17 protein-coding genes and 2 pseudogenes are annotated in these 24,478 nt (G+C 46.8%); 11 read left to right on the top strand and 8 right to left on the bottom strand.

What is annotated here, in order from left to right:
* Both IQ263_RS21780 and IQ263_RS21775 read right to left on the bottom strand, forming a co-directional pair.
* Positions 1-118: IS630 transposase-related protein (locus IQ263_RS21780; protein ID WP_194066405.1), on the bottom strand; the 118-nt coding region annotated here is incomplete at its 3' end.
* A gap of 313 nt (positions 119-431) precedes the next feature.
* Complete coding sequence (locus IQ263_RS21775; protein ID WP_333195150.1) at positions 432-2,417, bottom strand: sensor histidine kinase; 1,986 nt, start codon at positions 2,415-2,417, stop codon at positions 432-434.
* A 264-nt stretch (positions 2,418-2,681) separates the two neighbouring features.
* On the opposite strand from IQ263_RS21775, the gene IQ263_RS21770 reads away from it, so the two are divergent.
* Both IQ263_RS21770 and IQ263_RS21765 read left to right on the top strand, forming a co-directional pair.
* Positions 2,682-2,885, top strand: coding sequence for a hypothetical protein (locus IQ263_RS21770; protein ID WP_194070211.1), 204 nt, complete (start codon positions 2,682-2,684; stop codon positions 2,883-2,885).
* 320 nt (positions 2,886-3,205) lie between these two features.
* Positions 3,206-4,374 (top strand): annotated as a pseudogene (locus IQ263_RS21765) (RNA-guided endonuclease InsQ/TnpB family protein).
* Positions 4,375-4,421: 47 nt separating this feature from the next.
* Here the strand turns inward: IQ263_RS21765 and argJ are convergent.
* The 3 genes from argJ to gifA all read right to left on the bottom strand — a co-directional run bounded on the left by argJ (position 4,422) and on the right by gifA (position 6,410).
* Positions 4,422-5,663 carry a bifunctional ornithine acetyltransferase/N-acetylglutamate synthase gene (argJ, locus tag IQ263_RS21760; protein ID WP_194070209.1) on the bottom strand — a complete coding sequence of 414 codons (1,242 nt, stop codon included), beginning with the start codon at positions 5,661-5,663 and terminating at the stop codon, positions 4,422-4,424.
* 347 nt (positions 5,664-6,010) lie between these two features.
* A complete protein-coding gene (locus tag IQ263_RS21755) occupies positions 6,011-6,151 on the bottom strand; it encodes a hypothetical protein (protein WP_194009217.1) in 141 nt (46 codons plus the stop codon).
* Positions 6,152-6,215: 64 nt separating this feature from the next.
* A complete protein-coding gene (gene gifA / locus IQ263_RS21750) occupies positions 6,216-6,410 on the bottom strand; it encodes a glutamine synthetase inactivation factor IF7A (RefSeq protein WP_194009216.1) in 195 nt (64 codons plus the stop codon).
* 446 nt (positions 6,411-6,856) lie between these two features.
* Here gifA and IQ263_RS21745 point away from each other — a divergent pair, with 446 nt between their 5' ends.
* From IQ263_RS21745 to IQ263_RS21725, 5 genes are all read left to right on the top strand, one after another.
* Positions 6,857-7,951 (top strand): Get3/ArsA fold putative tail anchor-mediating ATPase NosAFP, encoded by a 1,095-nt coding sequence (locus tag IQ263_RS21745; RefSeq protein WP_194070207.1) that lies wholly within the window; start codon positions 6,857-6,859, stop codon positions 7,949-7,951.
* 337 nt (positions 7,952-8,288) lie between these two features.
* On the top strand, positions 8,289-8,984 hold the full coding sequence (locus IQ263_RS21740; protein WP_194070205.1) for a Uma2 family endonuclease: 696 nt from the start codon (positions 8,289-8,291) through the stop codon (positions 8,982-8,984).
* Positions 8,985-9,316: 332 nt separating this feature from the next.
* The gene (gene metK, locus IQ263_RS21735; protein ID WP_194009212.1) at positions 9,317-10,579 is read left to right on the top strand and encodes a methionine adenosyltransferase; all 1,263 of its coding nucleotides are present in this window, start codon (positions 9,317-9,319) and stop codon (positions 10,577-10,579) included.
* A 217-nt stretch (positions 10,580-10,796) separates the two neighbouring features.
* Positions 10,797-11,963: a glycoside hydrolase family 10-like protein gene (locus IQ263_RS21730; RefSeq protein ID WP_194070203.1), complete on the top strand. Its 1,167-nt coding sequence runs from the start codon at positions 10,797-10,799 to the stop codon at positions 11,961-11,963.
* A gap of 474 nt (positions 11,964-12,437) precedes the next feature.
* Positions 12,438-14,318: a HEAT repeat domain-containing protein gene (locus IQ263_RS21725; RefSeq protein WP_194070201.1), complete on the top strand. Its 1,881-nt coding sequence runs from the start codon at positions 12,438-12,440 to the stop codon at positions 14,316-14,318.
* A gap of 517 nt (positions 14,319-14,835) precedes the next feature.
* Here IQ263_RS21725 and IQ263_RS21720 read toward each other — a convergent pair.
* Positions 14,836-15,843 (bottom strand): zinc-dependent alcohol dehydrogenase family protein, encoded by a 1,008-nt coding sequence (locus tag IQ263_RS21720; protein WP_194070199.1) that lies wholly within the window; start codon positions 15,841-15,843, stop codon positions 14,836-14,838.
* A 137-nt stretch (positions 15,844-15,980) separates the two neighbouring features.
* Between IQ263_RS21720 and IQ263_RS21715 the strand changes: the two genes are divergently transcribed.
* The 4 genes from IQ263_RS21715 (at position 15,981) to IQ263_RS21700 (ending at position 22,450) form a co-directional block, all read left to right on the top strand.
* Positions 15,981-19,520, top strand: a complete 3,540-nt coding sequence (locus IQ263_RS21715) for a sensor domain-containing protein (protein WP_194070197.1) — start codon at positions 15,981-15,983, stop codon at positions 19,518-19,520.
* A 34-nt stretch (positions 19,521-19,554) separates the two neighbouring features.
* Positions 19,555-19,848 (top strand): hypothetical protein, encoded by a 294-nt coding sequence (locus IQ263_RS21710; protein WP_194070195.1) that lies wholly within the window; start codon positions 19,555-19,557, stop codon positions 19,846-19,848.
* A gap of 24 nt (positions 19,849-19,872) precedes the next feature.
* Positions 19,873-21,531 carry a CTP synthase gene (pyrG, locus tag IQ263_RS21705; protein WP_194070193.1) on the top strand — a complete coding sequence of 553 codons (1,659 nt, stop codon included), beginning with the start codon at positions 19,873-19,875 and terminating at the stop codon, positions 21,529-21,531.
* 493 nt (positions 21,532-22,024) lie between these two features.
* Complete coding sequence (locus IQ263_RS21700; protein WP_194070191.1) at positions 22,025-22,450, top strand: hypothetical protein; 426 nt, start codon at positions 22,025-22,027, stop codon at positions 22,448-22,450.
* Positions 22,451-22,877: 427 nt separating this feature from the next.
* On the opposite strand, the gene IQ263_RS21695 is transcribed toward IQ263_RS21700, so the two are convergent.
* Positions 22,878-23,777, bottom strand: a complete 900-nt coding sequence (locus IQ263_RS21695; protein ID WP_194070189.1) for an ROK family protein — start codon at positions 23,775-23,777, stop codon at positions 22,878-22,880.
* A 259-nt stretch (positions 23,778-24,036) separates the two neighbouring features.
* Positions 24,037-24,478, bottom strand: a pseudogene (locus IQ263_RS21690) (tetratricopeptide repeat protein); the annotation flags it as partial.

The raw sequence follows: 24,478 nt of genomic DNA, 5'->3' as shown, positions 1-24,478 counted from the left end.
CCAGCCACCGATATATCGTTGCCCTTCCTACCTTAAAAAGTCCGGCAGCTTGAGCGATACGACCGCCATTTTCTACATAATCCACTACTCTTTTTCTCAAATCAATACTGTAAGACATTTTCCTAGCAGCTTCACTATTTTTATTCATTTTACCTCATTTTTAAATAGTCTCATACTTATTTGAAATGACTATATGTAGCGCCATCGAGAACCCGCAACCTCACGGGACACTTCCCCGACAGCACTCTCGACAATTCAAATATATAATTCCGATGCAGCCGGAAACGATAGGATCTAAACCAACATCGCCATCGATTCGCATTAGATATTATATCAATTCCGGTTGCACTCATACATGATGTTGACTGTTAACTGTTAACAGTCAACAGTCAAGAGTGAATTTACTATTCCGATGAAGAGAGGATTTGAGATTAACCATCTCCTGCAGGTATGCGGACAGTAAAAATTGACCCTTTTCCCTCCTCGCTTTCCACCAAAATCTCGCCGCCCATCATCTGACAGTAATAGCGGCTAATTGTGAGTCCCAATCCAGTGCCGCCGTACTTGCGCGTCGCCGAACAATCAGCTTGCACGAAGGCTTCAAACAATTTGTACTGCTGTTCCTCAGACATTCCAATGCCGGTATCTTGAACTCGGAAACAAATCCAATCCGATGCTTCAGCACTAGCAATTGGACAAGCAATCGAGCCTGTAGCAATTGAATTTTCAATACCCGACAGCTTAGCTGCCTTAGATTTTCCGGTTCCCTCAATGCGGCTGACGCTGATTTTTACCAGACCGTTTTTGGTAAACTTAGCAGCATTGCTCAGCAGATGCAGCAGCACTTTCCGCAGTTTCGCAAAATCTGCGTGCATTGTGCCGACAGTTTGAGGATTGCACTCTATTTCTAAAACATTGCCATTCTTTTTTACAGACAATTTAGTCGCAATCTCCACATTATCAACCAGGGATGCAATGTCAAATTCTTCGATTTCGAGTTTCACCTCCCCCCCTTGAATTTTAGACAAATCGAGGATATCGTTAACCAAACATAGCAAGTGCGTACCAGCATTTTGAATCTTATGTAAGTCTGGAACAAAATCCTCTCCTTCAAGCTCTGCCGCCTCTTCTAAAAGTAGTTGGCTGTAGCCGATAATCGCGTTTAAAGGCGTCCGCAACTCGTGGCTCATATTTGCTAAAAACTGGCTTTTGGCAGTGCTAGCAACTAAAGCCTCTTCCTTGGCTTGTTCCAATTCTTTTGTATGTTCCGAAACTCGCTCGATCAGGTGATTGAGAGACACAGCTAACGAGCTTATTTCGTCTTGTCCGGTGACGGGTGCTCGCAAATCAAAATTCGACTCGGCGGCTACTTGTTCGGCCACCTGAGTGAGGCTGACGACTGGTTTGGCGATCGCCCGACTGGTGCGGTAAGCCACCATTCCCGCCACTGCCACCGACAGCAGCATACTCATCATAATTATGGCTTTTTCGATGCCTTGAGCGTCCTCCATAACTGCACCGCTTTGCCGCTCTTGCCGCTGGGCAATATCGAGGATTTTGCTCACTTCCTGAAAGCGAGCTTCGAGTTGTTTTGCACCTTCTCCACTTTCTGTCGCCAACAATTTTCTGGCTGACTCTATCTCGCGAGGCGACAGTTGCGATTGCTGGATTTGCTGCAAAGTTAAAGAGAGAGTATCGGCATAGGATTCTAAATTTTTCGTGCAATCTTGCAGTAAAGTTTTGATAACTTCCGGCTTTGCCGCCAGCCATGCGGGTTCGCTATCGGCAAATCTTTCTATGTCCAGCCGCAGGTTTTTTGCTTTAACAATACTGTTAAAAAACTGCTGTTTTTGGAGTTCCAGCTTGGCCGAATTATCTACAAAAGAATCTAGCTGCGCTCCCTGCAATTGTGCCGCGAGGGCTGCATCTTTAAAATTGCCGAGCAATTGCGCTTGTACGTGAGCCTCATGGAGCTGTGTTAATCCTTTTCCTTGGTAGTAGTCGGCAATCACCAGTCCGCTCATGGAGCCGAGAAAGCCGATTCCTATTGCTAGTAAATACCCGACACCAATTTTTTGATGGATGGGCAACCCCCCAATTTTAACTGGTAAGATTTTGTTGAATTTCAAGGATAATTTATCGACAAAATCCTGAATGTACGAGTTTTGATTGGCGGTTTTTACAGAAGCCAGTTGTTCGGAAAAAAAGAGTGGCATCGGCTTACCTGCATTGCTATTTTGGGGGTTAAGTTTTTGCGTTGCTACAGGTTTTGCCTGCTGATTTAATGCTTCTAACTCTGGATTTGACTCGCCGTTGCCAAACCAAGCCGCCATCGAAAATTTTTCTTTGTTTTCTGTTTTTTTGAGCAAGTTAATTCTTGACATATGCAACCGCTGTATTGTGTTAAAATCTACCACGCTCTTAAGTTTTCCAAACGGAAAAGCTTGTGGGTTTTTCAGCAGACATCTGCGAACAAGTATCTTTCACTCTTGTCGAGTCAAAAGATCAACTTAAATTCGGTTGATGTCTAATAGATAATTAGGCTGTTGATGGTTGTTCCAAATTACTTGTTCGACTTGTAAAAGTCTGCGACAGGCAAAAAATGAAATATTTATCCCGGCAGTGAATTATCGCCGCAGGAAATATTACAGGCAGAAAATTCTGTCTGATGAGTTTTGCTTGTGAATTGTCCAAAGCTGAAATTGTCTGTTGACAATGCACCCGATTCCTCAGCTTTGGAGCTTTGCTGTCAGCAATGCGACGATTGCTTGACGGTTTTTGTTGAGCATGAACATCCGACGAGTTCGTACTACAGACTGTCACAAATGCGGCTGGCGATCGAACTTTTGCACCCTGGGGCGATGGCTTACACCCCGCTAGGCTAGGACTTTTGGCACTGCGGCCCCGCTTTCGAGCAGTCTGAGGCAAAGTCATGCAATTCAAGTATAGCTTTTTGGGTACCGCTTCCGCTGTCGGGGGAGACACAAAGCCTTAGTATTGCTAAGTTAGAGCAATTTACAGTGTTTTCCAAGCCACCAAATCACTCTCCCAGCGATGATGGATTTATTGGCGCGAGATTGGGGAGCATCTGGTGTTTTGTATTTATAGAACCCAAACTCGCGGTGAAAATAAATTGAGCAACAGCGAATCAATTTTGTGGTAGTGCGCTATGATTTTTTTTATCTGTATTCGGCAATCTTGATAAATGTATAAAGCCTACAAGTACAGAATTTATCCCACAGGTGGGCAAGAAGTCTTGCTTGCAAAGTCTTTTGGCTGCGCGAGATGGTTCTGGAACTACGCTTTAAATCTATGTCAAGAAACTTACAAGAATACTGGGAAAGGACTGTAAGCGGGCATACATACAAGGCTTGCTCCCTAACCTCAAAAAAGAGTACGAATGGTTAAAAGAGCCTTATTCTCAATGTTTGCAGGTGGTCGCCCTCAATTTATCTACTGCCTATAAAAATTTCTTTGACAAGAGGGCAATGCCGCCCAAATTCAAAGCCAAGCACGGTAGGCAGTCGATTAGTTATCCTCAAAATGTTAAATTCGACGGTGACTATATCCATCTACCCAAGATTGGATTAGTCCATTGTCGGCGACATCGTGACTTTGAGGGAAACATTAAGACTGTTACCGTGTCTCGGAACCCGGACGGTAAACATTTTGTTTCTGTTTTGATCTCGGATGGGAAAGAAAAACCTGAATTCGTTCCAGCGGATCAAGCTATTGGCATCGATGTAGGGTTAACTCATTTTGCGATCGCCAGTGATGGTTCTAAGTTTGGCAATCCCAAACACTTTGTCAAGGGTCAACGAAACTTGAAACGCAAGCAGCAAAAGCTTGCTAGTAAAAATAAAAACAGTCAAAACAGGAAAAAGGCAAAACTGGCGGTGGCAAAAGTCCACTCCAAAATAGCCCGGTGTCGCGAAGATTTTCTGCACAAGCTATCCCGCAAGATAGTTGACGAAAACCAAGTTATTGCAGTGGAAAATCTCAATATTAAAGGCATGGTAAAGAATCATAATTTAGCCAAAGCTATTAGCGATGTTGGTTGGGGTATGTTCTGTACGATGCTTAAGTACAAGTCCGAGAGTGAAGGAAAACGATATGTCGAAATCGATAGATGGTTTCCTAGCTCTAAGACTTGCCATATATGCCTAAATCGAGTTGATAATCTCACTCTTGATATTAGAGCATGGAGTTGTCAGCATTGTGGTCATCACCACGATCGCGATGTCAACGCCGCCATCAACATTAGGAATGAAGCCTTGCGGATTTTGGCGTTAGGAACTAGCGCTTCTGCCGGAGGAGGGGATGTAAGTGGACAAGAGTAAAACTTCGGTTTTGTTGGACGCCCCGCCCCGTTGAATCAGGAAGCTGGCGCTGTACCACTTAAGTGGTCAGCGTCTGGTAGTTCACGTCGTATACTCGGCATTAATCTTCACGTAATCGTAACTCAAATCGCATCCCCAAGCCTTCGCAAAACCGCCGCCATTCCCGACACCAACCTGAATTAAAACCGTGTCTCCCTTCAAATATTCTCCCGAAGCGGCCGCTTTCATATAATTACTCGCAGCAGATTTATCGAACTCTTTGGGTTGGCCGTTTTCCATCATCAAAAAATCTCCCAATTGAATCCGCAAATTCTCCTGTTCAAAAGGAACACCAGCGCGCCCCGCAGCCGCCGCAATCCTGCCCCAATTGGGATCGCGTCCGAAAATAGCAGCTTTCACCAAAGAAGAACCGACTATTGTTTTGGCAATTTTACTGGCAGAAACTTCGTCGGCGGCACCGCTAACTTGCACTTCTACCAAACAAGTTGCACCTTCGCCGTCGCGGGCGATCGCCTTTGCTAAATGCACGCAAACTTCTGTCAGCATCGCCTCTAATTTTTCAGCCTCCGGGCCCATTTCTGTAATCGCCGGGGTGCGAGATTGACCGTTGGCCAAAGCAATGAGCGAATCGTTGGTACTGGTATCGCCGTCAACTGTAATTTGATTGAAACTTCTGTCAGCAGCTCGACTCAGCATTTCTTGCCACAAATGCGAGGATACTGCTGCATCACAGGTTACAAATGCTAGCATTGTTGCCATATTCGGGTGAATCATTCCCGAACCTTTGCAAATGCCGCCGACGCGCACGGTGCGATCGCCAAACACAGTTTCTAGGGCGATCGTTTTCGGCACTAAATCAGTCGTACAAATAGCCTTCGCCGCCGCATCGGAACCAGTTTCCGATGCCTCAGCAACTAATCGCGGAATTCCCGCCCTCAGCGGTTCCATTTTAATCCGCTGTCCGATTACTCCTGTGGAGGCCAAAAGAATCGATTCTGGAGGAATATTTAGCGCTTCTCCCAACAATTTGGCACTTTCTAGGGCATCTGCCAAACCTTGTTCGCCAGTAGCGGCATTTGCTTGTCCCGCATTGCACAAAATTGCTTTGGCGCTGGGTTTAGTTTGCAAACGCTGGCGGCAGTAGTCCACGCAAGCGGCCCGGACGGTGGATGTAGTGAAGACTCCTGCGGCGATCGCGTCTACTTCTGACAAAATTAAACTTAAATCCGGCAAGCCTGAAGGCTTCAAACCCGCTGTAATTCCCGATGCTCGATATCCTCTGGGTGCTGTAACTCCGCCGTCAATTACTTTCCACTCCGACATGATGACCTCCCTAGTAGCCTTCAATCTTCTGAAGAGGGATTATATCACTTTGAATTTTAGATTTTAGATACTTCGGCTTCGCTGGCTCACAACTTTTAGATTTGAGATTGCCCGCGACTGATGATTTGGTAAGGGTTGCTCGTTTTCCGGTTTTTCGGCGGGGAAATGCCGTTAAGCGAGGCTGTGCTTTACTTTTTGTATTTAACTAGCCCAAAAAAAATTAATCGCGACTTGCTTTCTAGAGATCGAACTCAAGAAGAAGTCGCGACGGTTTTGTAACTGTCATTATTAATTTTTAGCTAAAAACAACAAACTCGATTCAACTGTCTCGCTGTTGAAAAAACGAGTTATTTGCGATCGATACTCGCTGGAGAACCAGCATCTAAACCAACTTCAGCAGCCACACGGCTCAGCATGGATTCCTGACGGTTTTTGACGACGTGTTGGTGGCGCATCATCAGGCTGCGGGCTTGTTCTTGAGTTGACATAACTGGTTTCTCCAAAAAATTATCGGTAATAACTTCGTAGACAATTAGGGAAATTGAGCTTGCCTTAGCTCATGGTGGCGTTGCTGCGATCGTAACTGGATCGAAGGCTTGGCTGCGCTTTGCCTTGAATGTGGCCCCAGTAATTGGTATCTTCCATCCCGACTTCGCTAGCGGTGCGGTTGAGCATGGATTGCTGCCGGTTCTTCACCATGTGGTGGTGGCGCATCATCAGAGAGCGGGCTTGATTTTCGGTAGACATATGCGGTTCCTCCGTATTTTTTTATTTCAATGTTGAATTATTTTTTTAGTCCTATTTATGACTATAACAGATAATTCTGTATCTAATGCTACCGAATTAAAATTGTCACAAAATTTTACAATCGCTCGGTAGATCGAGAGTGCAGAAAGTGCGATCGGGCTTTGGGTAATTGATTCAGCCTGCAATCTCAAGCAGCGATCGTTCCTTGAGGTTGTGAATAAAGGCTGGACGGGCGATCGCAAATATTGACCGACAACCAAACTCTAGAATATTGCTAGATCAGTTTGCTTGTAGGTCAGCGACAGGTGAGGGACACTGTAGGGAGTCTGGTAAAAAGTTATTTCGGTAAACTGGCTTGCTAGATAGTTCCTAGAAAACTAGCCAGTCATGGCCTAAAGCATTGATAATTCGTAATCTTACTGAAAATTTGGCACTGAGAACAGAAAATGGCTTTGATTTTGACATTTTTGGGCAAAGGCGGCACTGGCCGCAGCACGATCGCGATCGCAACAGCTAAAAAATACGCAGCTCAAGGCAAGCGAGTTCTGCTGCTCGGCCAAGATCCGGGCCCTGCATTGGGTATTTTGCTAGGAGTTCCCCTGACTCCGAACCCCCAGGAAATAGCCCCCAACCTCAAAGCAGTTCAGGTGCAAAGCGCGCCACTGCTAGAACGCAGGTGGGACGAAGTTAAAAAACTGGAAGCTCAATATGTCCGTACCCCATTTTTCAAACAGATTTATGGTCAAGAATTGGGAGTTTTACCGGGAATGGACAGCGCCCTAGCGTTGAACGAACTTCGGGAATATGAGGACAGCAAACAATACGATGTAATTGTCTATGACGGCAATGGCGGCATGGATACGCTGCGGATGCTGGGAATGCCGGAAATTCTGAGCTGGTACATCCGCAGGTTCCGCCAAGCTTTGGTAGATTCGGATTTGGGGAAAGCGCTTTCGCCTTTTATTCAACCGGTTGTCAGTACCGTGTTGACTGTGGATTTGTCGGGAGACAATGCTTTTCAATCTACCAAGCAAGTCGATAATCTGTTGGATAAGGGTAAGGAAGCGCTGGCAGATCCGAACCGCACGGCGGCTTTTTTGGTGACGACTGGGGATGCAAGTGCGATCGCCACGGCCCGCTATCTTTGGGGAAGTTCTCAACAAGTTGGCTTGACTGTGGGCGGTGTCATTGTTAATCAAGCACCGGTTACAGAAGCTATTACTGCAGATTTTGAGCCTTTGACGGCGGTTTCGGTTCCGGCGCACAGTGACAGTAACTGGCAGCCCTTAATTGATGCTTTGCCCGATTTTTCTGAGGCCGCAAAAGCTCCTAAACCGATTAACATAAACATTGCACAGCGTCAAGTTAGTTTGTTTTTGCCGGGGTTTGATAAGAAAGAAATTAAATTGATTCAATCCGGGCCGGAAGTGACCATCGAAGCGGGCGATCAGCGGCGCAATATTTTGCTACCTCCGGCGCTAACTGGGAAGTCTGTTACTGGTGCTAAATTCCAAAATGGTTACTTGATTGTTTCTTTTTAGGGTAAGGAAGAAGGCACTCTCAGAGATTTTGATACGGATACACCGATGAATTATCGAGTTCTCTAATATCATTTCTCGTTGATTCGCGATCGTATAATTTGTGCGATCGTCGTGGCGGGTTTCACCCACCATAATCGCCGGAAACAAACAATCTCAACAACCTGTCCCCACCCAACGGTAAATCGCCATGTAGATTCAGATTGACCGTGGGGCGGGGGCAGGTTTATTTATCCTTTGAATGATTGCGAAGATTTCTGATAAAACTCGTCCCTACGAAGGACGGAATTGATATCATTTACAATACAATATTATTAGCAGCAAATTTGGGGAAACAGCAATGGTTACACAACTGCAATCTCCCGACAAATCAAATATTATCTACCCCGACGACAACGGAGAACCAATGTCAGACAATACTGAACAATTCCGATTAATCGTCTGGATTAAGGAAAACTTAGAACTATTGTTTGCGAACGATCCGAATGTTTTTGTGGCAGGCGACTTGCTTTGGTATCCTGTTGAAGGAAATAATAAACTTTGCCAAGCACCAGATGTGATGGTAGTTTTTGGGATACCAAAAGGTTATCGTGGTTCCTATAAACAGTGGAATGAAGATAAGATTTCGCCGCAAGTTGTGTTTGAAATTTGGTCGCCGGGAAATCGTCCGGCTCCCATGATTAAAAAATTCAAATTTTACGAACGTTACGGTGTGGAAGAATACTATTTGTACGACAGGCAAACATTAGAATTGACAGGATGGCAGCGGGTTGAGGAAGAGTTAGAGGCGATCGAACAAATCGACGGTTGGATTAGTCCGAGATTGGGGGTGCGCTTTGGATTGTCTGAAACTGGACTCGAAATGTTCGGGCCGTCGGGAGAACCGTTTGTGAGTTTTGTGGAACTCGCGCAATTGCGGCAGCAGGCGGAAGCACGGGCTCAGGAAGCAGAAGCTTTGCTGGAACAAGAACGATCGCGATCGCAAGCTTTAGAATCAAGACTCCGAGAAATGGGAATCGACCCCAATCAATTGTAATTGCAACTCGTAGAGGTTCGATCGTTCGGACTTTAGGACTTACCCAAACTGATATTAGTTTCCAAAAGTAATTAAACTGTAGATAAAGCTCCCAACCTCGATCTCACCTGTCCTTCCCCAGCTCAAATCTAAAATCTAAAGTCTAAAATCCTATGACTTTGCTATAGTAGTGTCACTTTACCTAATTTCCAACCCTGCTTCAACACTGCAGAGCAGACCGACACACCTTAGACGGCGACCCAGAGGCGATGATTCTTGGCCTCTACCTGAAAAGTCAGTCGTCTGTCGCCGATGTCGTGCAGGATTCGCCCCCATAAAAGGAGAAATAATCATTGTCACGTCGCTACCTGTTCACCTCTGAATCTGTTACCGAAGGCCATCCCGATAAAATCTGCGATCAAATTTCAGATACAATCCTAGATGCCTTGCTGACCGAAGACCCTAAAAGCCGCGTCGCCGCCGAAGTTGTCGTCAACACGGGTTTGATGCTGCTCACGGGCGAAATTACCACAAAAGCGCAGGTAAATTACATAGAATTAGCGCGGAAAAAAATAGCCGATATTGGTTACATCCACGCTGACAACGGCTTTTCTGCCAATAGCTGCTCGGTGTTGGTGGCTCTAGACTCTCAGTCTCCCGATATTGCCCAAGGTGTCAATACGGCTCAGGAAAGCCGGGAAGAAGCTAGCGAAGAGGAATTGGATGCTATCGGCGCGGGCGACCAAGGTTTGATGTTTGGTTTTGCTTGCAACGAAACGCCGGAATTGATGCCTCTGCCGATCAGCTTAGCGCACCGGATCTGCCGTCAATTGGCCACAGTCCGCAAAACAGGTCAGTTATCTTATCTGCGTCCCGATGGCAAAAGCCAAGTTACGGTAATTTACGAAGACGGAAAACCTGTTGGTATCGATACGATCTTAATTTCTACGCAGCACACTGAGGCGATCGGCGATATCACAGAAACAGCCGCGGTTCAAGCCAAGATTAAAGAAGACCTTTGGACTGCTGTCGTCCAACCAGTGTTTGCCGATATTAGCGTCAAGCCGGATTCAGAAACTCGCTTCCTTGTCAACCCTACCGGCAAATTTGTAGTCGGCGGGCCTCAAGGAGATTCGGGTTTGACGGGCCGCAAAATTATTGTGGATACCTACGGCGGCTATTCTCGCCACGGCGGCGGTGCTTTTTCTGGAAAAGACCCCACGAAGGTAGACCGCAGCGCGGCTTATGCTTGTCGCTACGTTGCTAAAAATATCGTGGCGGCCGGTTTGGCCGAAAAGTGTGAAGTGCAGTTGAGTTATGCGATCGGCGTGGCGCGGCCTGTCAGCATGATGATCGAAACTTTTGGGACGGGGAAAGTTGATGACGATCGGCTTTTGGAAGTTGTGAAGCAGCATTTTGAACTGCGTCCTGCAGGGATAATTCACGCATTTAACTTGCAGAATTTGCCGGCAGAAAGAGGCGGCCGTTTCTATCAAGATGTGGCGGCTTACGGTCACTTCGGGCGCACTGATTTAGAGTTGCCTTGGGAGCAAACTGACAAGGCCGAGCTTTTGAAAGCAGCTTTGAGCCAGAAGTTGTCTGGAGTAGCTGCATAGCACAATTTCAGGGCTGGTCAGTAAAATTTCAGGGGCGGGCTAGCGTGCCCGCCCCACAAGAAATTTTATTGTTTGTGGAACGGGCACGCGAGCCCGTTGCTAACAGCCCACAAGAAATTTTATTAATTGTGGAACGGGCACGCGAGCCCGTTGCTAATATTGACACCTAATGCGAGTTATAAAAAATCGTGCAAAATCTTGTAAATCCCTAGATTAAATGCCATTTTTAGAGCGATTCCAGTCAGCAATTCACAGTTTCAAATCTTTATTTAAACAGCAGTTTGCGGTTTTAGTTGACGCGAAAAATGAAATAACGATTCCCAGAACATTTACGCCCCATCACACGGGAATTCGCGGCGTTTGGATACCCAGCACCGACTGCAAAGTTCTCACCTCAAAACAGCGGATTGCTGAAGCAATGGACTTTCTGGCAGATACGGGATTTAATACAGTTTTTCCTGTTGTTTGGAACCGGGGTTTTACTGCTTATCCTTCTCAAATTATGCGCGAACAATTTGGGGTAGAAATAGATGCGCGCTATCAAGGGCGCGACCCTCTGGCAGAATTAATTGTTGAGGCGAATAGAGTTGGTTTAAAAGTTATTCCTTGGTTTGAATACGGATTTGTGAGTTCTTACAATCTCAATGGCGGTCATTTGCTGGCGAAAAAACCTGAGTGGGCGGCTCGCGATTGCAGCGGCAATTTACTTAAAAAAAATAAGTTTGAATGGATGAATTCTCTTGATGGGGAAGTTCAAGATTTTTTGCTGGGGTTGATGCTGGAAGTTGCTAGGAATTATCCGGTAAATGGGGTTCAAGGAGACGATCGCATTGCGCTTCCTTCCGAAGGCGGTTATGACGAAAAAACGGTTAAACGCTACCTGCAAGAGTGCGGGAGAGAAGCGCCACAGAATCCGAGAGAGCAACATTGGCTGCACTGGCGCGCCGATATTATTACTGAGTTTGTGGCTCGCTTGCACCGAGAATTGAAGGCTATTAATCCTGATTTGTTGCTGTCGCTTTCGCCTAGTCCCTATGAATGGGGACTGGTGGAATATTTGCAAGATTCTCAAACTTGGGTTGACAAAAAGTTGGTTGATATGCTTCATCCCCAGTTTTACCGCCGGGATTTTAAGGCTTACAAACAATTGGTCGATCGACTCGTTGACCAACAGCTTAGCGGCGAACAACTGCACTGCGTATCCCCCGGTATTTTGTTAGCGAATCGAGGTAGTAAGTATAGCATGAATCCTGAGCTATTGTTGCAAGTAATTGCTTACAACCGCGCCCGCGGCATTCAAGGAGAAGTGCTGTTTTTTTACGAAGGTTTGCGAGATAACGGTAACGCTTTGGCTGAGGTTTTGAAAAACGGGCCCTACGGGTAAGATACTGTCCGGGAATTGGGCTGTTTTCGGTTCGCTGCGTTCAACGGAGCCGATCGCTCTTTGAACCTAACTTGCTCTAAAATTATATAGCGCAGTTCGCCTAGTCAAGAGCGCGGCGATGCCAAGTAGCAAACACTACTAACTTTCTTGCCGATCGCCAAAACAACTTAGATAATTAATTATTGAGGAATTGCCAAAAATAGTCGAATTCGACATATTTTAAAAGTAGTACAAGTTTTATGAGAATTTGAGTTTTGTAGGTGCAGCTAATTTTTTTTTATGAGCCCGCCCAAAAACAGGTACAAGTCGCTGATGCGAGAGTCAGTGTCTAACTAAAAAAAATCAACCAGAGTTTAAGCTTCCCGATTAATCTGTGGAGCAATTCTAAAATCTAAAATCTAAAATCTAAAATGGACGCTTCGGTGAGTTTAAAAGAGCAATCTCAAGCGATCGCCAAAATATGAGGATAAATCAATGAACTCAGCAGCAACCCTCATCCAACAGCTACCAGAGCTCAGCGATGCTCAATTTAAACAAAAATATTTGAAAGAAAGACAAGGGATGCACGCCTTGGCGACAATATTGCCACAAGTAGAACAGGAAAGTATGGCTTTGCGCGCCATCAAATTAGCTTTAAAAGTAAACTTAAAACTAGGCTCGAAGCTAGCAGGTACTCTCAAACCAGAATTTCAAAAAACAGCAATAAAATTAATCGAAAAAATCCCAACTTCGCCACTGCTAAAAATTCAACTGCTAGCACTAACTGGTTCCGACTGGGCAATTCCGATCCTAGTCAAAGCATTGAACCACAAACAAAGTGCCGTGCGCCTTCACAGCATTCGGGCGATCGGCAAAATTGGCTCGGAAGCCGCAGTAATTGAATTAGCCCGATCGCTCGAATCCGAAGATTCCCAAGTGCAAGCTTGGGCCGCTTGGGCCCTAGGAGAAATTGACTCGAAACCAGCAGTCGCAGCACTGCTAGAAGCCCTCAACCACAAAACCTCAGCAGTGCGCGCCAAGGCTGCTTGGGCCTTGGGCCAAATGAAGCCGAAAACAGCCGTCAGAGCACTGCTTGCTGCCCTCAAACACCAAGACCCCGAAGTGCGCTGGCGGGCTGCGGTCAACTGCGGGAAAATTGGGGGTTCTGAGGCGCTTCCCGGGCTGCTTGCCGCCCTCCGAGACACAAATCAAATAGTGCGCGCCCGGGCTGCGGCATCTTTGGGGAAAATCGGCGACCCCGACGCAGTACCCCACTTAGTAGAATTGCTGCACGATCCCGACTACTACGCCGTTTCTTTGAGGGCTGCCGAGGCCTTGGGACAAATCGGCACGGAAACGGCTTTGGCGGGGCTGCTTGCCGCCCTCAACCATAAAGACTCAGACGTGCGCGGCAGTGCAGTTTCTGCCTTGGGGGAAATCAGCAGCGAGGTGGCTGCGGTGGCAGTAATGCGATCGCTCTCGGATCGAGATATTTTCGTGCGCGGCAGGGCGGCGGTGGCCCTGGGGAACATCAATACAGGCGGCGATGCTAACTTGCAAAAAATGGTGGCTACGGGACTGGCGATCGCGCGAGGCGACAGCGAATCCTATGTTCGGTGGAGAGTTGCTGCTGCTTTGGGGCAAATTGCGACAGAGGAGTCCGTCGCAGGTTTGGTGCATCTGCTGGGGGACGAAACCCCTGGAGTCCGTCAAAAAGCTGTTAAATCCTTGGGTCAAATTGGATCTGGTGCTGCAATTTTGGCTCTGGAATCAGCTTTAAACCGCGAAGTTGCTGACGTTCGCGCCCTGGCGGCCCAATACTTGCCGGATGTTAGCGCTGAGGTAAACACAGTTGATTCTGAATTTTCAACTTCTGCAGATTTATTGGGTGAAAAACTGCCGAAAATTTTGATAGCTTCGGAAGGAGAAGCCACTGAATACATTATCGATCGCCCTGCGGGACGGCAACTCAAATACTTAATCTCGATCGGCACTCCGGGCCTACCCGAACCCAAAAGTTTTCACAAAATCCCGAACCGACTGCGGCGATCGTTAAACGACCTCGAAACCCCAATTGACGACCCCGATCTGGTTTTAGCTACACTCGATGACGTCCTCCAAATTATTGACTTTGCCCTCAAAATGTCGGCGAACCCCGGCAATTTGCTCGTCTGCTGTCAAAGTGGCATCAGCCTTTCAACAGCCACAGCTTTGACTGTTTGTGCTGCGCTGTTGGGCCGGGGTAAAGAACCAGAAGCTTGGGCCTTGGTGCTCGCGGCCAGACCCCAAGCGCGGCCGAATCGCTGGATGGTGGAATTGGCCGATGAAGCTTTGGGTAGAGACGGTAAGTTACGCGATTTTAGATGGGAAATTTGAGGTTTTAGATTCTGTTAACGGTTATTTGTTATTTGTTAACGGTTATTTGTTATTTGTTAACGGTTGTTTGTTAACTGTTAACTGTTGTTTGTTAACTGTTATTTGTTAACTGTTATTTGTTATCCCGATGAAGAGAGGATTTTATATGACATCATGTCCGAGCGATTAATAACACAAACGGACGGTTCGTATTGCGGACATGATATGACTGATTTTCTGAGGATTTCAACCACGAGCAAGCGAACTGCATTCTTGTTTTAAACCTTATTTTAGGTTTAATTTGAAGGGCGGAATGTAGGTTGAATTCACAATATTTTCAACCCGCTCCCGTAGTCGGCTGCAAGGGGAGCATCTCACTTTTGCAGCCAAGCTAAAAAATGGAGGTAGGAGACAGGAGACAGGAGACAGGAGGAAAGAGGAAAGAGGAAGAAAGAAGGAGTCAAAAGAAGTATTTTTACAAATATGAGATGATCCCGCTGCAAATTCTCTTCGCCGCCAATTCCCTTCGCCCGAAATCTCAATCTCCGGGAATTTCAAGAACTATTTTACCTGTTACAGAGCCTGTTTCTAACAGTTCGTGAGCAGCACCAGCTTGTGCTAGCGGGAAAGTTTTGCTGACATGAATTTTGAGCAAATTACGATCGCACAAACCAGCGCACTGCTGCAAAATATGAGCCTGCTGTTCCTGTTCCTCCGCCAAACCTTGCAACATCGGAGTTAACATTAATTCCAGACTAATTCGCAGATTTCGCATCCTCGCTGTTTTTAAATTCCCCAAAGCCGGATCGGGTTCCAAAATTGTTACCAAATCGCCATAAATCTTCACAGCCGGAACAGTTTGGTAAAAAGTTTCTCCCCCGACTGTATCGAAAGCCAAGTCAACTCCTTGTCCTTGAGTCCAAGTCAAAACCTCATCGACAACATCGGTATTTTTGTATAAAATAACTAAATCTGCACCCAACTGCCGTACCAATTCGGCTTTGGCTTCGGAACCAACAGTAGTGCAAACCTCAGCACCTTGCAACGAAGCCAACTGTATCGCGACGTGGCCGACACCGCCGGCACCAGCTTGGATCAATACTTTTTGGCCAGCTTGCAACCGCCCCCGATCGTACAGCGATTCCCATGCTGTAATTAAAACTAACGGTGCCGCCGCCGCCTCAACAAAACTTAAAGCAGCAGGCTTGATGGCGAGGAAACGTTCGTCTACAACGGCAAACTCAGCATAGGTACCCATCAACCCGCCCAAACCGCCATTGCAGAAAAAAACCTCGTCTCCCACTTGGAAACTTTGCACCGCAGCACCGACAGATTCTACGATTCCAGCACCGTCACACCCCAAAACGTGAGGAGTTTTTTCTGGATAAAAAGTGCCGCGCGATCGCAACTTAGTATCTATCGGATTGACTCCCGCCGCCCGCAACCGCACCAAAACTTCAGTTTCTGTTTGTATAGTAGGGGCGGGGATATCTTGTAGTCTCAGCACGGACGCGCTTCCGGGCGTTTCAAAAACGATCGCTTTCATCAGGGTTATTAACTTGCATTGTCGCCTTCACTGCTATCCTACCTTGTCCGCGCTACCCATTAGTGACAATACTTAGTTATTTTTAATAAATAGATTACCTTCAGATAACTACTATAATTGTCGAGCGGTATTAATCAATGTTCGATCGAGATTTATTTTTTTACTTTGAGATTCTTGTATACCTTCTAGGATTATCAGCGACTTTAGCTTTTGCCGGAGTGATTTATCTCAAATTGCAGCGAAGGCCTCCCAATCTGCCGCCGGCAGAGCAACCACAGCCGCCAGAATTAAACGGCGATTTACCTGCAAAATTGAAAATTCAGAAAAACTTTTGGCTTTTCCCCAACTCAAATCTGTTCCCCGTCGCTGACAGATTCTTGCGTAAAATTTTAGGTATTGTCCGCGCTCTATTATGCCCCCAGCAACAGCGCCCAACAGTAAACTCTTCACCTGTTGTGGGGCCTTGCACCAGTAAAACCACAAGTTTGAGCGTGGAGGGAGAGATGACCCAAAATCCCTCTCGCCCCCAGGCCAGCAACCAAGCCGCTGTCAGCGATTCCCCGGAATTAGATCGAGACTTGCTCGGCCACATCCTAGCAGGTACTGATGCGCCGGGAGGATCGGAATTCTTTGATACTTTAGTTCGCCACTTGGCCTTTGCACTCGGAGTTCGCTGCGCCGTGGCGGCCAAGTCTATTAAGTCGATCGAACGCAGCGATGCAATTCCCGATCGATTGCAAGTGCTCAGTTTTTGGAGCGACGGACAGCTACAGCCAAATTTTGAGTGCGACACCGCCAATACTCCCGAAACCCTAGTGTTCGAGCAGGCAATGTACTCCTGTCCAGACGGCCTGGTGGAAGCCTTCCCACAAGACCGCAGAGCGGTAGTTACAGGTTCGCGCAGTTTCGTCGGAGCCCTGCTCAAAAACTCTTACGGCGAACCTTTAGGGATTATTTGTATTTTCGACGATCGACCTTTGCTAGAAGCAGAACTCACTAAATTTCAACTAATTCTCAGCATATTTGCCGGACGCGCCGCCGCCGAATTAGAGCGGCAGCGCCTAGAAGCAGCACTCTGCACCGTAGAAGCGAAATACTGCGCCCTTGTAGAACAAATGCCGGCTGTCACCTACATTTCTACCCTCAACCGCAGCGCTGCCAAACTTTACATCAGCCCACAAATCGAGACTTTTCTGGGTTATTCTGTAGCTGAATGGAGGGCAGACCCAGATTTGTGGCTGAAACTCGTTCACCCAGAAGACCGTGATCGCGTGTTAGTTGAAAACGCCACACAAAAATTTAGCGAGGGAGAAGATATCTTTGGCGACGCCCCGCTGGTTTCAGAATACCGCGCGATCGCCCGCAACGGTCGAGTCGTCTGGTTCCGCGATCGAGCGATCGCAGTTCGCGATGAAGCAAGCAAATCAGTCATCATTCAAGGCGCGATGTTTGACATCACCGAGACTAAAGTAGCAGCCAGCGCCCTGCTAGAAAGCGAATACCGCTATTACACCTTGGCAAAAATCCTGCCAGTCGGGATTTTCCGCGCTGACGCGGCTGGAGATTGTTTTTACGTCAACGAGCGATTTTTGGAGATGGCGGGACTGACAGTCTCACAAGCACTCGGCGAAGGTTGGACTCAAAGTTTGCACCCCGAAGACCGCCAGAGCGTTTTGAGCCAATGGTATGGCGCTGTTAAAAACAAGTTGCCTTGTAAATTAGAGTACCGCTTTTGCAACGGCGACCGCACAACCTGGATATTTTGGCAAGCAGTCCCGGAAATTGCCAACAGCGGGGAAGTTCTCGGCTATCTCGGGACGCTGACGGATATCAGCGATCGCAAACAAGCGGAAGAAGCGCTGCAACAAGCCGAGGAAAAATACCGCAGCATCTTTGAAAACGCGATCGAGGGAATTTTTCAGACAACGCCCGACGGGCGCTACCTCAGCGCTAACCCTGCTTTGGCGAGAATTTACGGCTACGAGTCAGCCCCGGAACTGATCGCAAACATACACAATATTGATCGCCAACTCTACCTCGATCCCAACCGCCGCGTCGAATTTTTGCGCGCGATCGAAAAACACGGTTGTGTGTCAGAGTTCGAGTCCCAAGTTTACCGCGCTGACGGCACTACCATCTGGGTTTCCGAGAACGGCCGGGCGGTTCGCGACGCTGGTGGCAATTTGCTTTACTACGAAGGCACTGTCGAAGATATCACCCTCCGCAAAATAGCAGAAGAGAAGTTAGTACACGATGCTTTGCACGATACGCTAACGGGTTTGCCCAACCGAGCTTTATTTATGGATCGCTTAAGACACGCGATCGAGCTTTCAAAACGCCGTCCCGAGGTTTTGTTTGCGGTGCTGTTTATCGATCTCGACCGCTTTAAGGTTGTCAACGACAGTTTGGGGCATTTAGTGGGCGATCGCTTGCTAGTCGCGATCGCGCAGCGCCTGGAAACCTGTTTGCGCCTTGGAGATACCGTTGCCCGTCTCGGCGGCGACGAATTCGCTATTTTGTTAGAAAATATCAACAATACAGAATATGCAATCCAAATTGCCGAACGAGTGCAAGCGGAACTAGCAGAGCCTTTTTACCTCAACGAATATCAAGTTTTTAGCAGTGCTAGCATTGGCATTGTTTCTTCTGGTTTACCTCCGCAGCCAAGGCAAAGCAGCGAACTATCGGACTCTGGAAATGTCGAAAATATCGATCGGGCAACTGCTTTGTCTTGCTTGTCTTCCGACTCTCTCGTTGCCAATGTCCCGTTCCAAATGTTGTACGATCGACCCGAAGAATTGCTGCGAGATGCAGATGCAGCTATGTATCACGCTAAGGGATTGGGGAAAGCTCGCCACGAAGTTTTTGACTTAAGTATGCACACTCGCGCCGTCGCTCTTTTGCAACTAGAAAACGATTTGCGGCGAGCTCTCGACTCCCATGAATTTCGGCTTTACTACCAGCCCATCGTCTGTCTAACCAGCGGTAAAATCAGCGGTTTTGAAGCGCTGCTGCGGTGGTATCACCCTTCGCGAGGTTTAGTATCTCCCGGCGAATTTATTTTAGTCGCAGAAGAAACCAGATTGATTGTACCGATTGGTTGGTGGATGATGCGATCGGCTTGCCGTCAGATCCACCAGTGGCATCAAAGATTTCCCATAAATCCGCCCTTGACTGTCAGCGTCAACCTTTCTAACGAACAATTCAAACAGCCGGATTTAATCGATCGCATCAGCGAAATTTTACAAGAAACTCAACTAGACCCCCGCAGCTTAAAATTAGAAATTACTGAAGGCGTAATCATGGACAATGCCGAATCAGCAGCCGCTACCCTCGCACAATTGAAAAATTTAGAAGTTCAATTATATATTGATGATTTCGGCACAGGCTATTCTTCTTTGAGCCGCCTGCACACTTTTCCAACTGACGCTTTAAAGATCGATCGAGCTTTTGTCAGCCGCATGACTGAAGACGAAGGCAATGAAGCTATTGTACAGACTATTTTAATTTTAGCCACTCATTTACGCATGGATGTAATTGCTGAAGGAATTGAAACCATCGAACAGCTTAATTTGCTCAGATCGCTGAAATGCGAATACGGACAGGGATACTTTTTCTCAAAGCCGGTAGACACCATTGCAGCCACGCTTTTAATAGAAAGTCAACCAGTCTGGTAATTGGGAAGAAAAAATCAGGAATAAGGGAGGATCTGTGTTTGGGATTATAGACTTCGGTGTTGCATCTGCCCGATATCTGCGGTTTCTGGATCGATCGCCTGCATCTGGGTTTTGTAAAAAGCATTTTTTGTTTGAGTGGTGGGGCGATCGCCATACAAATGTTCGCGCACAGGTTGTTAATTTGGGCGATCGCTCTCAAAACCCGTGCAAAACGCCCGATCGAGCCAATCTGCAACCCATCGCCTCCCCACCCGTACAGGAAAAATGCTCTAGCCCTGCTGGACAATTTTTGATTTTAGCTCTTAAAGTTGAGTGTTACCTTAACTGAGAAACATCTAAAGTTGAAAATCCTATGAGCAAATTTGTGTTTGTGACCGGCGGCGTGGTTTCCAGTATCGGGAAGGGAATTGTCGCTTCTTCCCTCGGCCGCTTATTGAAGTCCCGAAACTACTCGGTCTCGATTTTGAAGCTAGACCCCTATATTAACGTTGACCCCGGCACTCTCAGCCCGTTCCAGCACGGAGAAGTCTTTGTCACCGAAGACGGTGCGGAAACCGACCTGGATTTGGGGCATTACGAGCGTTTTACCGATACTTCCATGTCTCGCCTCAACAGCGTCACCACGGGTTCGATTTATCAAGCTGTGATTAATAAGGAACGCCGCGGCGAGTATCAGGGGAGCACGGTGCAGGTGATTCCCCACATCACTAACGAGATTAAAGAGCGCATTCACCGAGTCGCAAAAAATACTAACCCCGATGTGGTGATTACGGAAATCGGCGGCACGGTGGGAGATATTGAGTCTTTGCCGTTTTTGGAGGCAATTCGCCAGTTTCGCAAGGATGTCGGGCGGCAAAATGTCTTGTATATGCACGTAACGCTGATACCTTGGATTCCTTCGGCTGGGGAGATGAAAACTAAACCGACTCAGCACTCGGTTAAGGAGTTGCGGTCGATCGGCATTCAACCAGATATTCTAGTCTGTAGGTGCGATCGGCCTTTACCTTTGGGCCTCAAACAAAAATTGTCGGAATTCTGCAACGTACCCGAAGAATGCGTCATCACGGCTCAAGATGCCAAAAGTATCTACGAAGTGCCTCTAATGATGGAAGAAGAAGGTTTGGCAGAACAAACCATCAATTTGCTGCAACTCGAACAGCGGCAACCCGATTTGACTCAGTGGCAAACCTTAGTCAAGCGGCTTTACAGTCCCAGCCACAAGATTGATATTGCTTTGGTTGGCAAATACGTGCGCTTGAACGATGCTTATCTTTCGGTGGTTGAAGCTTTGCGGCACGCGGCAATTGCGATCGGCTGCGACCTAAATTTGCACTGGATTAACTCAGAAGATTTAGAATCGGGAAATCTCGATAATTATCTCAAAGATATCAACGGCATTGTTGTACCCGGAGGTTTTGGGATTCGGGGAGTCGATGGCAAAATAGCGGCGATCGAATATGCTAAACAGCACAAAATACCTTTTTTGGGATTGTGTTTGGGGATGCAGTGTGCTGTGATTGAATGGGCGCGCAACACCGCCCAACTGAAGGATGCCAACAGTGCTGAATTTGACCCCACTACGGCAAATCCGGTAATTAATTTATTGCCAGAACAGCAAGATGTAGTCGATTTGGGCGGTACAATGCGACTGGGTTTGTATCCGTGTCGCGTCAACCCAGACACCCTCGCTTTCAAACTTTATCAAAAAGAAGTGATTTACGAGCGGCACCGCCACCGATACGAATTCAACAACTCCTACCGCAATCTGTTCTTAGAATCAGGTTATGCACTATCGGGAACCTCTCCCGACGGCCGATTGGTAGAAATGATCGAATTACCCAACCATCCCTTTTTCATCGCCTGTCAATTTCACCCTGAATTCCAATCTAGACCTAGCGCCCCCCACCCCTTGTTTCAAGGGTTTATCCAGGCGGCTAGCACCCAGGGAAAGCAGGATGTTTTAGAAACTGACTCTCGGGACTTGGTAGCGGGGAAAGTTGCCGGAAGTTAATCTCCTATCCTGTGCGATCGATTAGTTTTGATATATTAAGTGTCTGTAGGGACGGGTGAGTGCAGACAAATATTCACATAGGACAGATAGTTGATCGTACTCTCACCCGCCCAACCCAACAATAGAATTTAAGAGGGGTCTCATCTACCGGACATGATATCGGGCAGCATTCTTAACGACAGAAAAACCTCACCTCTGCCCTAACATAGGGTTTGGGGGGCTAGTACCCCAAGGCATAAGGGAAAACGTAAAAGGTAAAAAGCAAAAATACTTATATTTCTACTGAATTTTTTAGCTGTGATTTCAATAGTGATACCAATCTCAAAACACAATACAACGGCAGGTAGGAGGTCAATCCCCAAAATCATCTGTCATTCTCAATCTAAAATCGTTCGACTGAGCGTTAGCCGAAGTCTAAAATCTAAAATCTAAAATGGTATGAATTGTCAAACTATCATAAAATACCAGGAAACGCAGGTTTGAGGAGGGTTGTGTGGCTTACTGGAGCAAGTTTATTTATGAAAAAAATACATACATAATTGATCTTGACACTATTAGTGCTTTTTCGAGCGAACTGGATAACAAGCGCATCACATTTTGGCTGCCTAATAGCAGTCAGCCGATTATCCTGCATCCCCAAGGCAATCATGAGGCTTACAAGCAAGTTCTCGATTACCTCAAAAAAACCATCGATCGCAATTCTAGAGGTTCGTGGATAAAAATTTATTTTGACCGCAAGGAATTTGCGATCGATTTGAGTCGAATTAGCTGTTTTGTTTGCGAACAAAACGGTCGGCTAATCAGCTTTTTTCTGCCTGACAGCGCGACTAATATTATCCTCATGCGCGAAGGCAACTCAGACGATTATCAAAAAATTCAGGAATACATCAAAAATACGACGGGGCAGTCTCTGCCATGAAGAAGTCATCAGTTGTTAGTTGTTAGTTGTTAGTTGTTAGGAAAGCAGTTGTTAGTTGTTAGTTGTTAGTTGTTAGTTGTTAGTTGTTAGTTGTTAGTTGTTAGTTGTTAGTTGGCAGTTGTTAGTTGTTAGTTGTTAGTTGTTAGTTGTTAGTTGTTAGTTGTTAGTTGTTAGTTGTTAGTTGTTAGTTGGCAGTTGTTAGTTGGCAGTTGTTAGTTGGCAGTTGTTAGTTGGCAGTTGTTAGTTGTTAGTTGTTAGTTGTTAGTTGTTAGTTGTTAGTTGTCCGTTGTTCGTTGTTCGTTGTTATATCAAATCCTCTCTTCATTGGAATAACAAATAACAAATAACAAATAACAAATAACAAATAACAAATAACAGTTAACAGTTAACATCATGTATAAGTACAAGCAAAATTGATATTAGTCAATCAGTTATTAGTCATTAAAGCTAGCTGCCAAGCTAATTTTGCGGCGCCGGCCATACCTGCTTGATTGCCCAATTTGGCAAGCAATAACTGCAAATCTTCGCGAGAACTAGGTAGCACCCGCCGCTCAATTTCGGCTCTAACCGCAGGCAAGAAAAACTCTGCACCCGCACTAATTCCACCGCCGATAATAATAGCTTCCGGTGTTAAAACATAAATCAGACTTGCTAAACCGATACCGAGATAGCGCCCGTAATTTTGCCAATATTCTAAAGCTTTGGCATCTCCCGACTTAGCTAAATTTGCTAATTCTAGGGGTTCCAAACCAGTGTCGCGGCGAATTGCTTGTACGGAAATGTATTGTTCCAAAGAACCGCGATTGCCACTGTTGCACTCCGGGCCTTCGGGATTGATGGCAATTAATCCTAACTCTCCTGCCGCGCCTAGATGACCTGTAAATAGTTTGCCATCGAGGATAACTGCACCGCCGACTCCTGTTCCTAATGTTAGCAATATGAGGTTTTTAAAGTGCTTTCCTGCACCTAACCAAGCTTCTCCCAATCCGGCACAGTTCGCGTCATTTGCTAATATTGTTGGCAGTCTGGTTTTGGCTTCCAACCAGTCAGCTAGGGGGACGTTATGCCAATTTTTGAGGTTAATTGCGACTCTGGCTATTCTGCCGGCGGCGTCTGCTGGGCCTGGTGTGCCGATACCGATCGCACTTACAGCATTTTCGGCAGGATTTAGTTGTAAAATAGCATCGGTGATGGCAGCTAAGACGGCTTCTGGAGTTGCGGGTTGAGGAGTGGGAACTGTTAAAGATTGGTGACAAACACCATCTTCGCTAAATCTGCCGAGTTTAATTGCGGTGCCGCCTAAGTCGATGCCGATTACTTGTATCATGAGGATTTGAGTTTGTAGTGAGGACTTCAGTTTTGTTTAGTCCTATTTGATTGCGTGAAAATTACCGACGGAAGCGGTGCTTAATTGCTAAGAATATCATGCCGATCGCCCAACTCGACCAAAATGCTAGATATAGGCAAGTTCGGCCATTCAATTTGTCCTAACTAACCGTAGTGTGGTTGGAGAGCAATTGCTTAGTTGTCAGATGCAATCGCGCTCTCAATGATACCAAGCTTTCGCCTCTCAATCTAATTTCAATTCATCCGGGCATACCTGACGCGCCGCTGCGATTCCCATCCCCAGAAAAACCTAAACCATTCCCAACAAACACCGCCTCAATCACATTCCCATATCCAACATCATCCTCAACCACCGGTAGCGGAAATCGCGTCAAAATCTCCCGCCCAATATCCCCCGCCACCTGCGACAATTCCCCGCTACCCATTCTACCAAACAAACCCAGCCTGCGCGCCAATTCCTGCAGCGAAGCCACCACATCCGCAGGGGCGGTGGATGATGCGTGCGTCTCCTCCTCAAACAATCGAGTTCCAAACCGTCGCAACCAACCAGCCAATTCACTATCTTTAAGCCGTTTTGCGATTAAAAATCCCGCGACATCCCCTCGACTCCAGCCAGCATTTACCCCTTCCAGAATTTCCATAAATTTCGATTCGTATTCCGCGTCTGTGAGGGTGGGGCGG

Source organism: Tychonema sp. LEGE 06208 (genome assembly GCF_015207505.1).
Lineage (GTDB): Bacteria > Cyanobacteriota > Cyanobacteriia > Cyanobacteriales > Microcoleaceae > Microcoleus.
This window is presented reverse-complemented; position numbering and strand designations above follow the sequence as displayed.

Excerpts from the sequence above, each read along its gene's own strand:
- argJ (WP_194070209.1), bottom strand. The coding sequence starts at position 5,663 with ATGTCGGAGTGGAAAGTAATTGACGGCGGAGTTACAGCACCCAGAGGA.
- IQ263_RS21755 (WP_194009217.1), bottom strand. The coding sequence starts at position 6,151 with ATGTCAACTCAAGAACAAGCCCGCAGCCTGATGATGCGCCACCAACAC.
- gifA (WP_194009216.1), bottom strand. The coding sequence starts at position 6,410 with ATGTCTACCGAAAATCAAGCCCGCTCTCTGATGATGCGCCACCACCAC.
- IQ263_RS21745 (WP_194070207.1), top strand. The coding sequence starts at position 6,857 with ATGGCTTTGATTTTGACATTTTTGGGCAAAGGCGGCACTGGCCGCAGC.
- IQ263_RS21740 (WP_194070205.1), top strand. The coding sequence starts at position 8,289 with ATGGTTACACAACTGCAATCTCCCGACAAATCAAATATTATCTACCCC.
- IQ263_RS21730 (WP_194070203.1), top strand. The coding sequence starts at position 10,797 with ATGCCATTTTTAGAGCGATTCCAGTCAGCAATTCACAGTTTCAAATCT.
- IQ263_RS21725 (WP_194070201.1), top strand. The coding sequence starts at position 12,438 with ATGAACTCAGCAGCAACCCTCATCCAACAGCTACCAGAGCTCAGCGAT.
- IQ263_RS21720 (WP_194070199.1), bottom strand. The coding sequence starts at position 15,843 with ATGAAAGCGATCGTTTTTGAAACGCCCGGAAGCGCGTCCGTGCTGAGA.
- IQ263_RS21715 (WP_194070197.1), top strand. The coding sequence starts at position 15,981 with ATGTTCGATCGAGATTTATTTTTTTACTTTGAGATTCTTGTATACCTT.
- pyrG (WP_194070193.1), top strand. The coding sequence starts at position 19,873 with ATGAGCAAATTTGTGTTTGTGACCGGCGGCGTGGTTTCCAGTATCGGG.
- IQ263_RS21695 (WP_194070189.1), bottom strand. The coding sequence starts at position 23,777 with ATGATACAAGTAATCGGCATCGACTTAGGCGGCACCGCAATTAAACTC.